Consider the following 12,886-nt stretch of genomic DNA (forward strand, 5'->3'; position numbering starts at 1 on the left):
CCCGGCATGCCGGGGTTTTTTGTTTCGGGCGGACGACGCTTACGCGACGCGTGCCGTCGGCTCCACGCCGGCCGCTTCGGCCAGTGCGAGCGCCTTGTCGGTCGCTTCCCACGAGAATTCCGGCTCTTCGCGGCCGAAGTGGCCGTAAGCTGCCGTCTTCTCGTAGATCGGGCGCAGCAGGTCGAGCATCTTGATGATGCCCTTCGGACGCAGGTCGAAATGCTCGCGCACGAGCTTCGTGATCACCGCATCCGACACGCGGCCCGTGCCGAACGTGTTGACCATCACCGAGGTCGGCTCGGCCACGCCGATCGCGTACGACACCTGGATCAGCGCGCGCGAGGCGAGGCCTGCCGCGACGATGTTCTTCGCGACGTAACGGCCGGCATACGCTGCCGAACGGTCGACCTTCGACGGATCCTTGCCCGAGAACGCGCCGCCGCCGTGCGGTGCGGCACCGCCGTAGGTGTCGACGATGATCTTGCGGCCCGTCAGGCCGCAGTCGCCCTGCGGACCGCCGATCACGAACCGGCCGGTCGGGTTCACCAGGAACTTGATGTCGCCCTTGATCAGGTCGGCCGGCAGCGTCGGCTTGATGATTTCCTCGATCACGGCTTCGCGCAGCGCCGGCAGTTCGATGTCCGGTGCATGCTGCGTCGACAGCACGACGGTGTCGATCGAATCGGGCTTGCCGTCGACGTAGCGGATCGTCACTTGCGACTTCGCGTCCGGGCGCAGCCACGGCAGGCGGCCGTCGCGGCGCAGGCTCGCCTGGCGCTCGACGAGACGGTGCGACAGGTGGATCGGCAGCGGCATCAGTTCCGGCGTTTCGTCGCATGCGTAACCGAACATCAGACCCTGGTCGCCCGCGCCTTGATCGAGGTTGTCGTCATGCGCGCGGTCGACGCCTTGCGCGATGTCCGGCGACTGCTTGTCGTACGCGACGAGCACCGCGCAACCCTTGTAGTCGATGCCGTAGTCGGTGTTGTCGTAGCCGATGCGCTTGATGGTGTCGCGCGCGATCTGGATGTAATCGATGTTGGCCGTCGTGGTGATTTCACCGGCCAGAACGACGAGACCCGTGTTGCACAGCGTTTCGGCTGCAACGCGGGAGTATTTGTCCTGCTCGAGGATGGCGTCGAGAATCGCGTCCGAGATTTGGTCCGCGACTTTGTCCGGATGGCCTTCGGAGACGGATTCGGACGTGAAGAGATAATCGTTTGCCACTTTTTCAGGCTCCTGTGTGGTTACGGTTGGTTTCACGTAGCCAGCTTCGTTGGGCCTGAAGCGGCGACGCTTTAGCGGATTACCAGGACCGGGCAGCGCGCTTCGCGCCAGCCGGCTTCGCCCCGCAAGTTGTCAGTTAACTCGGCGAAGCCCGTATTATAGCGGCTTTCGTGAATTGTCACAGAGCGCCACTCGTGCTGCATCGTCCGCTGTCCTACCCCCCTGTTCGCAACGTGCCGGCCAGCCGGCCCCACGGAGATTCCGCATGCTAGGCCGCCTCGGCACGCACCTCGCCATCGGCTTGCTGAAGCTGCTCGCCCTGCTGCCGTACGGCTTGACCGCACGGTTCGGCGACGGCCTCGGCTGGCTGCTGTACCAGATTCCCAGCCGGCGAAAGCGCATCGTACATACCAATCTGAAACTCTGCTTCCCCGACTGGAGCGACGAACGGCGCGAGGAAGTGGCGGGCCAGCACTTCCGCCACGCGATCCGCAGCTACGTCGAGCGCAGCTACCAGTGGTTCGCGTCGGAACAGGCCTACCGCAAGCTGTTCACGATCGACAGCGAGATCGACCTGAGCGATCCGGACATGCCGCCCACCCTCCTGCTCGGTCTCCATTTCGTCGGCATCGAGGCCGGCTCGATGGCGATCAATCTCGCACTCGGCCGTGTGTGCGGATCGCTCTACACGCCGATGAAGAACCCGGAAATCGACGCCGCCGCCAAAGCCGGCCGCAGCCGCTTCGGTGCGGAACTGGCGGGCCGCGCAGACAGCGCGCGTATCGTGCTGCGCTGGCTGCGCGACCGCAAGCCCGTGATGCTCGGCGCGGACATGGACTACGGGATGCGCAACTCGACGTTCGTCCCCTTCTTCGGCGTGCCGGCGTGCACGCTGACGGCCGTCGGCCGGCTCGCCAAGACGGGCCGCGCGCAGGTCGTGCCGTTCATCGGCGAGGTGCTGCCGAACTACAAGGGCTACCGGCTGAAGGTGTTCAAGCCGTGGGACAACTACCCGACCGGCGACGACGATCTCGACGCGCGGCGGATGAACGAATTCCTCGAGGAGCAGATTCCGCTGATGCCGGAGCAGTATTACTGGGTGCACAAGCGCTTCAAGACGCGCCCGCCCGGCGAGCCGAGCCTCTACTGAGCCGAACCCGCGGGCGCGCGGCACGATGCGCGCCTGCAGCCGTGCCACCTTCGGCGCGCCTTGCGCGCGCCCCTGCCAGAGACCGTGGGCCGATTGCTGCGCGAGCCACGGATCCGCCGTCCCGCCGCTTTCCCCGCCTAGCCACCCGAATGACGCCCCGCCCGCGCAGGACGCCCCTGTCGGCTGCATGTATCATTTGCGGTTGAGATCAGCACGACGAACGACGCCGCACGCCATCGCGGCACGCCGCGTCCGCCGTGCCGACCGCCCTGTTCGCCATGGAATTCCGGACCCAGTGAAACTCTCGTTCACCAAGATGCACGGCGCGGGCAACGACTTCGTCGTGCTCGACAGCTATTCGCGCGCGCTGCCGCCGCTCACCGAGGCGCAGGTGCGCGCGCTCGCCGACCGACACTTCGGCATCGGCGCCGACCAGTTGCTGCTCGTCGAGAAACCGACCGTCGACGGCGCGGATTTCAAGTACCGGATCTTCAATTGCGACGGCGGCGAGGTCGAGCACTGCGGCAACGGCGCGCGCTGCTTCGTGAAGTTCGTCAGCGACCGCGGCCTGACCGACAAGCGCAGCGTGCGCGTGCAGGTGATGAAGGGCCTGATCACACTGACGATGCAGGACGACGGCGAAGTCGTCGTCGACATGGGCGCACCCATATTCGCGCCGGCGCAGGTGCCGTTCGACGCCTCGGGGCTCGACGGCCGGACGGAAGGTAACGACACCCTGTGGCCGCTCGACGTCGGCGGCGCGACGCGCTGGATCTCGACGGTGTCGATGGGCAACCCGCACGCGGTGCAGGTCGTCGAAGACGCCGAAGCGTATCCGGTGCTCGAAGAAGGCCCGCTGATCGAGCTTCACGTCCGCTTCCCGCAGCGCGTGAATGCCGGCTTCATGCAGATCGTGTCGCGCAACGAGGTGAAGCTGCGCGTGTACGAGCGCGGCGCGGGCGAGACGCTCGCGTGCGGCACCGGCGCGTGCGCGGCGGTGGCGGCCGGCATCCGGCGCGGCCTGCTCGATTCGCCGGTAACCGTGCACACGCACGGCGGCACGCTGACGATCAGCTGGGACGGCGCGCGCGACGAAACCGCCGCGCTGATGATGGCCGGGCCCGCCGCGACCGTGTTCGAAGGCGAGATCGACCTGAACGTCTGACCCTGCAACGTCCTGATAACTGAACGCTCCAGCCACATGAACGATCGCGAAGTCGCTGACTACCTGCTCGCCAATCCCGAATTCTTCGCGCAACACGCGGAACTGCTCGCGACGATCCGTCTCGCGAATCCGCACGGCAAGGCCGCGATCTCGCTGCAGGAGCGGCAGATGGAAATGCTGCGCGACAAGAACAAGCATCTCGAGCGCCGGCTCGCCGAGCTCGTGCGCTACGGCCACGAGAACGACAGCCTGTCCGCGAAGTTCAGCCGCTGGACCGCGCGCGTGATCGCGGAACGCGATCCGTACGCGCTGCCGCGCACGATCGCCGACGGCATCGCCGAGGTGTTCGACGTGCCGCAAACCGCGCTGCGCGTGTGGGACGTCGCCGACACCTACTCGCAGGCCGACTTCGCGCGCCAGGTCGGCGAGGAAGTGCGCCTGTTCACGAACGGGCTGTCGACGCCGTACTGCGGCGCGAACACCGGATTCGAAGCGGCCCAGTGGCTCGCACCCGCGCTCGCGGCGCCGGCCGCGAATGCGGCGGAAGGCGCTGAAGCCGCGCCGGCCGGCGACGGCGCGGCCACGTCGGTCGCGCTGCTCGCGCTGCGCGCGCCGCTCGGCGGCACCGACGCCCCCGCGTTCGGCCTGCTGGTGCTCGGCTCGCCCGATCCGCGCCGCTTCCACGACGGGATGGCGACCGACTTCCTCGCACAGATCGCGGCGCTCGCGAGCGCCGCGCTCACGCGCCTCCTGCCGCACTGATGCCGCGCCCATGACCGACGATCCGATCGCCGCCTACCTGTCGAACCTGAAGCACGTCAGGCAGCTGTCGGAACACACGCTGCGTGCGTATACGCACGAACTCGACGAACTGAAGAAGCTCGCCGCCGGCCGCCCGCTCGAGGCGCTCACGGCTGCCGACATGCGCGGCGCGGTCGCGCGCGCGCATGCGGGCGGGCTGTCCGCGCGCTCGATCTCGCACCGGCTGTCCGCGTGGCGCGCGTTCTACCGCTGGCTCGCGCAGCGCATCGAGATGCCGGCGAACCCCGTCGCCGCGGTGCGTGCGCCGAAGCGCCCGAAAACCCTGCCGAAGGCACTTTCGGTCGACGACGCATCGGCACTGATGGACGCGCCGCTCGCCGGTACGACCGAAGGCATCCGCGATCACGCGATCCTCGAACTCTTCTATTCGTCCGGGTTGCGCCTCGCCGAACTGGTCGGGCTCGACGTCATGTACACGCAGGCGGACGGCTACCGCTCGGCCGGCTGGCTCGATCTCGCCGAGGCCGAAGTCACCGTGCGCGGCAAGGGCAACAAGGAACGCAAGGTGCCGGTCGGCCGCAAGGCGATCGAGGCGCTGAACGCGTGGCTCGCCGTGCGCGGCGAATTCGTGAAGCACGATCCGCATCCGCTGTTCGTGTCCGTGCGCGGCAACCGGATGGCGCCCGGCGTCGTGCGCGACCGCGTGAAGCGCGCGGCGCTGGCCGCGGGCATTCCCGCCAACGTCCACCCGCACGTGCTGCGCCATTCGTTCGCAACGCACGTGCTGCAGTCGAGCGGCGACCTGCGCGCGGTGCAGGAACTGCTGGGCCACGCGAGCGTCTCCGCCACGCAGGTCTATACGTCGCTCGACTTCCAGCATCTCGCGAAAATTTACGACAGCGCGCATCCGCGCGCGAAGAAGCGCGACTGACGCGCTTCCCGTGTTACCCGCCGCGCGCGGCGACCGGCCAAGGTCGGCTTCGCGCACGGCCCCTTTCGATCTCATCATGCAAACCGTCACCCTCAAGCCGTCCAAGGAAAAATCGCTGCTGCGCCGCCATCCGTGGATCTACGCCAATGCGATCGACCGCGTCGACGGCAAGCCCGCGCCCGGCGCGACCGTGATCGTCCGCGCGCACGACGGCCGCTTCCTCGCGCGCGGCGCGTACAGCCCGCAGTCGCAGATCCGCGTGCGCGTGTGGAGCTTCGACGAGAACGAACCGATCGATCACGCCTTCTTCAAGCGCCGCGTGCAGCGCGCGGTCGCGCACCGCACGACGATGGTGTCGGGCACGGGCGCGGTGCGGCTCGTGTTCGGCGAAGCCGACGGGCTGCCGGGGCTGATCGTCGACTATTACGTCGCGGACACGGCCGAGCCGGGCGCCGCACCGCGCGGCCAGCTCGTGTGCCAGTTCATGGCGGCGGGCGTCGAGGCGTGGAAGGACGCGATCGTCGCGGCACTCAGCGGCGCGACCGGCTGCCCGAACGTGTACGAACGCTCGGACGTGTCGATCCGCGACAAGGAAGGGCTCGAACAGACGACCGGCGTGCTCGCCGGCGACGCGCCGCCCGCGACGCTGATCGCGAACGAAAACGGCGTGCGTTATCACGTCGACGTGCCGAACGGCCACAAGACGGGCTTCTACGTCGACCAGCGCGATAACCGCGCACTCGTCGCGCAATACGCGGCCGGCCGCGACGTGCTCAACTGCTTCTGCTACACGGGCGGCTTCTCGCTCGCGGCGCTCAAGGGCGGCGCGAACCGTGTCGTGTCGATCGACTCGTCGGGCGACGCGCTCGCGCTCGCGCAGCAGAACGTCGTCGCGAACGGCTTCGATGCCGAGCGCGCGACCTGGCTCGACGCGGACGCGTTCAAGACACTGCGCCGCCTCGTCGACGAAGGCGAGCGCTTCGACCTGATCGTGCTCGATCCGCCGAAGTTCGCGCCGACCCGCGACAGCGTCGACCGCGCATCACGCGCATACAAGGACATCAACCTGAGCGGCTTCAAGCTGCTGCGTCCGGGCGGCCTGCTGTTCACGTATTCCTGCTCGGGCGCGATCGACATGGACCTGTTCCAGAAGATCGTCGCGGGCGCGGCCGCCGACGCGAAGGTTGACGCGCGGATCCTGAAGCGGCTCGGCGCGGGCGTCGATCACCCGCTGCTCGCCGCGTTCCCGGAAGGCGAATATCTGAAGGGCCTGCTGTTGCAAATCGTCTGATCGCCCCGATCTACGCGCACACCCGCGTCCGCCGGGCCGCCCGGCTGGCGGCCACGCGCTCGAGCCTGTCGTCCGGACGACAGGCGAAGGCTTGACAGGTATGTTTCAATGGATGGTTGTGCGCCCCGGCTTGCGAGTCGACGGCGCGACGCACACATCCTGGTTTTGACCCCGATTCACGAACCACAGGCGACCGACATGGCCACTCCCGTCACCATCCTCACCGGCTTCCTCGGCAGCGGCAAGACGACCCTGCTCAAGCGCATCCTGAACGAACAGCACGGCATGAAGATCGCCGTGATCGAGAACGAGTTCGGCGAAGAAAACATCGACAACGAGATCCTCGTTCAGGACACGAACGAGCAGATCATCCAGATGAGCAACGGCTGCATCTGCTGCACGATCCGCGGCGACCTCGCACGCGCGCTCGGCGATCTGGCCGCGAAGAAGCGCGAAGGCAAGCTCGACTTCGACCGCATCGTGATCGAAACGACCGGCCTTGCGAACCCGGGCCCCGTCGCGCAAACCTTCTTCATCGACAGCGAAATCGCCGACGATTTCCTGCTCGACGCGGTCATCACGCTGGTCGACGCCAAGCACGCGAACGCGCAGCTCGACGAACACGAAGTGGTGCAGCGCCAGGTCGGCTTCGCCGATCGCCTGTTCATCACGAAGTCGGACCTGGTCGACGACCAGGCCGTCGCGGCGCTCAAGCACCGCCTGATGCACATGAACCCGAAGGCGACGATCAAGGTCGTGAACTTCGGCGAAGCCGACATCAAGGAAATCTTCGACCTGCGCGGCTTCAACCTGAATGCGAAGCTCGAGATCGATCCGGACTTCCTCGCCGAGGACGACCACGCGCACCATCACCACGATCACGACCATGATCACGATCACGCGCATTGCGACCACGATCACGGTCAATGCGCGCACGATCACGACCACGGCCACCACCACGCGCACCACGACGACAAGATCAAGTCGTTCGTGTACCGCAACGACCGCCCGTTCGACCCGAACAAGCTGGAAGACTTCCTCGGCGGCATCCTGCAGATCTACGGCGAACGGATGCTGCGCTACAAGGGCGTGCTGTACATGAAGGGCGTCGACCGCAAGGTCGTGTTCCAGGGCGTGCACCAGATGATGGGCAGCGACCTCGCCGCGAAGTGGCTGCCGGTCGAGAAGAAGACCAACAAGATGGTGTTCATCGGCGTCGACCTGCCGCAGGACCTGATCACCGACGGCCTCGACGCCTGCCTCGCCTGAGCCTTCTGGCCCGGCGTCGCGCGCCTTCCATGCGGCCGCCTTCCGGGGCGGCCGCGGCGCTTGCGCGGTGCCTTTTCCGGGCAGGGTTTCGCCGTCATCGCTTTTTCGCGATTTGCGCGTTATATTTTCTAGATATTGGCGCAGCCGACGGGGATCGACCCGATACGGCGCCCGCTTGCGATTCAGTTACAATACGTGCCCGCTGGAGTACGGCAATAACAGGCCCGGTTCTTGCTGAACCATTGACCGGGCATCGCAACCGCGCCGGATCGCCCATCCGCCACCCGGCCGCGGCCGATGCGATCTGCCGCGCAGCACACCGGTTCGCCGCGCGCGCAAATCCGCGCCAGGGCTATCCTGGTATTTGAGAACCGGTTTTCCAGAGGCTTTCGGCCCCGCGGCGGCATATCGCAAATGATTGCAAGCGCAGTTGCGGGTAATCCCAAAGTGCAGGCAATATCTCTTGATTTGCCGCACATTGAAGAAGCAAGCAGATGACGAAGAAACTCTTGACCGAAGCCGAAATCCTGAAGATGAGCGACAAGGATTACATGAATGAGGATCAGCTCGCCTTCTTCAAAAATCGGCTCGAACAGTTGCAGGCGGACATCCTCAAGAACGCAGGCCAGACGACCGAGAACCTGCGCGAGACGGTGATCGTGCCCGATCCCGCCGATCGCGCGACGATCGAGGAAGAGCACGCGCTCGAACTGCGCACGCGCGATCGCGAACGCAAGCTCCTCAAGAAGGTTCAACAGTCGCTCGCCCGCATCGATTCCGGCGATTACGGCTGGTGCGAGGAAACCGGCGAGCCGATCGGCATCCCGCGCCTGCTCGCGCGCCCGACGGCCACGCTGTCGCTCGAGGCGCAAGAGCGCCGCGAACTGCGCCAGAAGCTGTTCGGCGACTGATCGAGCGGCGTTCCGCTCCGACACGCTGCTTCCCGAAAGCGCGCGGCCTGCCGCGCGCTTTTTGTTTTTCCGGCACCGGTTCCCTGCCCGCCGGCCGATTTGCCTCCCCCTCTTGATATCCCGGCGCCCGCCCTAAAATGAATCGGACGCGCGCCGGGCCGCTCCCCGGCGCACTGCGATTCAAGCGGCGGCGCCCCGCGCCGCCCGACTCTTCCCCGTTTTTCTCAAGGAACGCAGATGGAGCAATTTCACGGCACGACCATCGTTTCGGTCCGGCGCGGCGACAAGGTCGCGCTTGGCGGCGACGGCCAGGTAACCCTCGGCAACATCGTCATGAAGGGTGGCGCGCGGAAAGTGCGGCGGATCTACAACAACCAGGTACTGGTCGGATTCGCGGGCGGCACCGCCGATGCGTTCTCGCTGCTCGATCGCTTCGAGGCGAAGCTCGAGAAGCACCAGGGCAACCTGACCCGCGCGGCCGTCGAGCTCGCGAAGGACTGGCGCACCGACCGGATGCTGCGCCGCCTCGAGGCGATGCTGATCACGGCCGATGCGACCACCACACTCGTGATCACCGGCAATGGCGACGTGCTCGACCCGGAAGGCGGCATTTGTGCGATCGGTTCGGGCGGCGCCTATGCGCAAGCTGCGGCCCGCGCGCTCGCGGAGAACACCGAGCTGTCCCCGCGCGAGATCGTCGAGAAATCGCTCGAGATCGCCGGCGACATGTGCATCTACACGAACCACAACCGCATCATCGAAACGATCGAGTAAGGACCGCACCATGAGCACCATGACCCCTGCCGAGATCGTCTCGGAACTCGACAAGCACATCATCGGCCAGAACAAGGCGAAGAAGGCCGTCGCGGTCGCGCTGCGCAACCGCTGGCGCCGCCAGCAGGTCGCCGATCCGCTGCGCACGGAAATCACGCCGAAGAACATCCTGATGATCGGGCCGACCGGTGTCGGCAAGACCGAAATCGCGCGCCGCCTTGCGAAGCTCGCCGACGCGCCGTTCATCAAGATCGAGGCGACCAAGTTCACCGAAGTCGGCTACGTCGGCCGCGACGTCGACAGCATCGTGCGCGACCTGATCGAGATCTCGGTCAAGCAGACGCGCGAATCCGAGATGCGCAAGGTGCGCAGCAAGGCAACCGACCAGGCGGAAGACCGCATCCTCGACATCCTGCTGCCGCAACCGCGCGCGGTGGGCTTCGGCGGCAACGCGGATCACGCGAACGACGACAACAACGCGACGCGCCAGACCTTCCGCAAGCGCCTGCGCGAAGGCCAGCTCGACGACAAGGAAGTCGAACTCGACCTCGAGCAGCCGACGGCCGGCATGGAAATCATGGCGCCGCCGGGGATGGAGGAAATGACCGAGCAGATCCGCTCGATGTTCTCGAACCTCGGCAGCGGCAAGAAGCAGCGCCGCAAGGTGAAGATCAAGGAAGCGCTGAAGCTGCTGACCGACGAGGAAGCGGCGAAGATGCTCAACGACGAGGAAGTGAAGACGAAGGCCGTGCAGAACGTCGAGCAGAACGGCATCGTGTTCCTCGACGAGATCGACAAGATCACGTCGCGCAACAACGAAGGCAGCGGCGGCGAAGTGTCGCGCCAGGGCGTGCAGCGCGACCTGCTGCCGCTCGTCGAAGGCACGACGATCAACACGAAGTACGGGATGGTGAAGACCGATCACATCCTGTTCATCGCGAGCGGCGCGTTCCACCTGGCCAAGCCGAGCGACCTGATTCCCGAACTGCAGGGGCGCTTTCCGATCCGCGTCGAACTCGATTCGCTGTCGGTGGAAGACTTCGAGGCGATCCTCGACGCGACCGACGCGAGCCTCGTCAAGCAGTACCAGGCGCTGCTCGCCACCGAGGACGTGCAGCTCGAGTTCGCCGAAGACGGCATCCGCCGCCTCGCCGAGATCGCGTACGCGGTCAACGAAAAGACCGAGAACATCGGTGCGCGCCGGCTGTATACGGTGATCGAGAAGCTGCTCGAGGAGGTGTCGTTCTCGGCCGGCAATCACGCCAGCGAGCGCGTCACGATCGACGCGAAGTACGTCGATCGCGCGCTCGGCGAAGTGTCGCAGGACGAAGACCTGTCGCGCTACGTGCTGTAACGCACGCGGCGTCGAATGCGAAACGGGCGGCCCGACGGGCCGCCCGTTTTCGTTGGTGCGCCCGGCCGATGCAGCCGCGCCCCTTACTGCCGCACCGGCTTCTTCGCGAGCTTGCGTTGCAGCGTGCGGCGGTGCATGTTCAGCGCGCGCGCGGTCGCCGAGATGTTGTTGTTGTTCTCCGCCAGCACGCGCTGGATGTGCTCCCATTCGAGCCGGTCGACCGACAGCACGACCGGATTCTCGAGCGCCTCGTCTGCCTGCACTTCGCTCGCGTTGGTCTGCAGCGCGGCCAGGATCGACTCGATGTTCGCGGGCTTCGCCAGATAGTTGTCAGCGCCTTCCTTCACCGCCTGCACGGCGGTCGCGATGCTCGCGTAGCCGGTCAGCACGAGAATCCGCGCGTCGGGCTGCAGGTCGCACAGCGGCGCGATCAGGCTCAGGCCCGAATCGTCGCCGAGATGCAGGTCGACGGTGATGAACTGGAACTTGCCGCCGGCCGCCAGCCGCAGCGCCGCCTCCTTGTCGTGCGCCTGCTGGACCGCATAGCCGCGGCGCTCGAGGCCGCGCGCGAGCGTGCCCGCGAACACCTCGTTGTCGTCGATCACCAGGAAATTGTTCTCGCTCATGTGGTTTCTCCGTCTACGTGTTGGTTGAGGCGGCCGGCACCGCGATACGTGCCACCGGCAGGCGCAGCACCGCGCGCGTGCCGCGGCCGGGGGTGCCGGCCGGGCGGCCGTCCGGCGTGGCCGTCGCTCGTTCGGTCGCGCGCTGGCCCGACGCACCTGCCGCGTGTCCGTTCGCGCCGCCATGGCTGCGCCCGTTGCCGCCCCCCGCGCGCGGCGTGACATCGGACAGCTCGATCTCGCCGCCGAGACGCACGGCCGCGCTGAACGCGAGGTACAGGCCGACCCCGTGGCCGCCCTGCGTGCTGTCGACCGGCATCGAGCCGAGCGATTCGCGCAGCGCGGCCGGAATGCCGGGGCCGTCGTCGCATACCTCGAATTCGATCTGGTCCGCAGCCCGCTCGTGATGCGCAAGCTTCGCGGCCAGCGTCACGCGGTGCGGGCTCGCCCGTGCGGCGTTGTCGAGCAGGATCGTCAGGATCTGGCCGGCCGCGACCGTGTCGTCGAGCCCAACGCCCGACGGGCGCGCGCCGAGCAGTTCGAACTGCACGTGCGGATGCCTCAGGCGCCAGTGCTCGACGAACGTGTCGAGCCAGTCGTCCACCGGCTGGCGGCTCGCCGGCGCGCTCGCCCGGCTGCGCAGGCGCGCGAGCGCCGACGTGCAGAGCGTCATCTGTTCTTCCAGCACCTTCAGGTCGGCCTCGTAGCGCGCGAGCCCAGGATCGGCGCGCGCCGCATCGCGCAGCTCCTCCGCAAGCATTGCGATCGTCGACAGCGGCGTACCCATCTCGTGCGCGACGGTGGCGGCCTGCACGCCGAGCGCGACCGCCCGCTCGTCGCGCAGCAGGTGCGCCTGCGCTTCGCCGAGCGCCGCATCGCGCTGGCGCAGCGCGTTCGACATGCGCGCGACGAACCATGCGATCAGCCCGACGCTGACCATGAAGTTCGCCCACATCCCCGTGCGGTAGTAGTCGAACAGATTCGCCGGGTTGTCCATGTTGAGCGGCACCGAATCGAATCCGAGCGCCGCGTAGCACGCGACCGCGAACGCCGCGAGCCAGATCATCAGGTGCCACGGCAGCACGGCCGCCGCGATCGCGAGCGACGGCAGGTATAGCGACACGAACGGGTTGGTCGTGCCGCCCGACAGGAACAGCAGCGCCGACAGCGCGCCGAGGTCGACCCACAGCTGGCCGAGCAGCTCGAAATTGGTCTCGGGCCGCGCGCGCAGCACGCGCACCCAGGTCAGCGCGTTGAAAACGATTTCGAGCGCGATGACCATCAGCATCGCCGGCAACGGCAGATGCACGCCGAAATAGGTCTGCACGACGCCGATCGTCACGAGCTGGCCGATGATCGCGAGATTGCGCAGCCAGAACAGGTGACTGAGGTTGACGCGCCCGGTGGTGGTAATTCGTTGCATCCGGGC

The 12,886-nt window shown here is 66.9% G+C and carries 12 protein-coding genes; 9 read left to right on the top strand and 3 right to left on the bottom strand.

Features of this window, described 5'->3' with window-relative positions:
- Positions 1–39: 39 nt before the first annotated feature.
- Positions 40–1,227 (bottom strand): methionine adenosyltransferase, encoded by a 1,188-nt coding sequence (metK, locus tag ACT2FV_RS32295; protein ID WP_059607451.1) that lies wholly within the window; start codon positions 1,225–1,227, stop codon positions 40–42.
- Positions 1,228–1,492: 265 nt separating this feature from the next.
- Between metK and ACT2FV_RS32300 the strand changes: the two genes are divergently transcribed.
- The 9 genes from ACT2FV_RS32300 (at position 1,493) to hslU (ending at position 10,834) form a co-directional block, all read left to right on the top strand.
- Positions 1,493–2,377 (top strand): lipid A biosynthesis lauroyl acyltransferase, encoded by an 885-nt coding sequence (locus ACT2FV_RS32300; RefSeq protein WP_151051082.1) that lies wholly within the window; start codon positions 1,493–1,495, stop codon positions 2,375–2,377.
- A gap of 295 nt (positions 2,378–2,672) precedes the next feature.
- On the top strand, positions 2,673–3,542 hold the full coding sequence (dapF, locus tag ACT2FV_RS32305) for a diaminopimelate epimerase (protein ID WP_151051079.1): 870 nt from the start codon (positions 2,673–2,675) through the stop codon (positions 3,540–3,542).
- A gap of 36 nt (positions 3,543–3,578) precedes the next feature.
- Complete coding sequence (locus ACT2FV_RS32310; protein WP_444505411.1) at positions 3,579–4,304, top strand: DUF484 family protein; 726 nt, start codon at positions 3,579–3,581, stop codon at positions 4,302–4,304.
- 10 nt (positions 4,305–4,314) lie between these two features.
- Entirely contained in the window at positions 4,315–5,235 is a 921-nt protein-coding gene (xerC, locus tag ACT2FV_RS32315) for a tyrosine recombinase XerC (protein ID WP_059607459.1), read from the top strand.
- Between the two features lie 76 nt (positions 5,236–5,311).
- The gene (locus tag ACT2FV_RS32320) at positions 5,312–6,526 is read left to right on the top strand and encodes a class I SAM-dependent rRNA methyltransferase (protein ID WP_059607461.1); all 1,215 of its coding nucleotides are present in this window, start codon (positions 5,312–5,314) and stop codon (positions 6,524–6,526) included.
- A 198-nt stretch (positions 6,527–6,724) separates the two neighbouring features.
- Positions 6,725–7,795: a CobW family GTP-binding protein gene (locus tag ACT2FV_RS32325; RefSeq protein WP_059607463.1), complete on the top strand. Its 1,071-nt coding sequence runs from the start codon at positions 6,725–6,727 to the stop codon at positions 7,793–7,795.
- Positions 7,796–8,289: 494 nt separating this feature from the next.
- Complete coding sequence (gene dksA, locus ACT2FV_RS32330) at positions 8,290–8,706, top strand: RNA polymerase-binding protein DksA (protein WP_006477498.1); 417 nt, start codon at positions 8,290–8,292, stop codon at positions 8,704–8,706.
- Between the two features lie 237 nt (positions 8,707–8,943).
- Positions 8,944–9,480, top strand: coding sequence for an ATP-dependent protease subunit HslV (hslV, locus tag ACT2FV_RS32335; RefSeq protein ID WP_006760749.1), 537 nt, complete (start codon positions 8,944–8,946; stop codon positions 9,478–9,480).
- Positions 9,481–9,490: 10 nt separating this feature from the next.
- Positions 9,491–10,834: an ATP-dependent protease ATPase subunit HslU gene (gene hslU / locus ACT2FV_RS32340; protein WP_124902916.1), complete on the top strand. Its 1,344-nt coding sequence runs from the start codon at positions 9,491–9,493 to the stop codon at positions 10,832–10,834.
- Positions 10,835–10,917: 83 nt separating this feature from the next.
- On the opposite strand, the gene ACT2FV_RS32345 is transcribed toward hslU, so the two are convergent.
- On the bottom strand, positions 10,918–11,460 hold the full coding sequence (locus tag ACT2FV_RS32345; RefSeq protein WP_044847841.1) for a response regulator transcription factor: 543 nt from the start codon (positions 11,458–11,460) through the stop codon (positions 10,918–10,920).
- A 13-nt stretch (positions 11,461–11,473) separates the two neighbouring features.
- Positions 11,474–12,880 (bottom strand): ATP-binding protein, encoded by a 1,407-nt coding sequence (locus tag ACT2FV_RS32350; RefSeq protein ID WP_174920050.1) that lies wholly within the window; start codon positions 12,878–12,880, stop codon positions 11,474–11,476.
- Between the last annotated feature and the right edge of the window lie 6 nt (positions 12,881–12,886).

This window comes from Burkholderia sp. PR2 (assembly GCF_052372875.1).
GTDB lineage: Bacteria > Pseudomonadota > Gammaproteobacteria > Burkholderiales > Burkholderiaceae > Burkholderia > Burkholderia diffusa.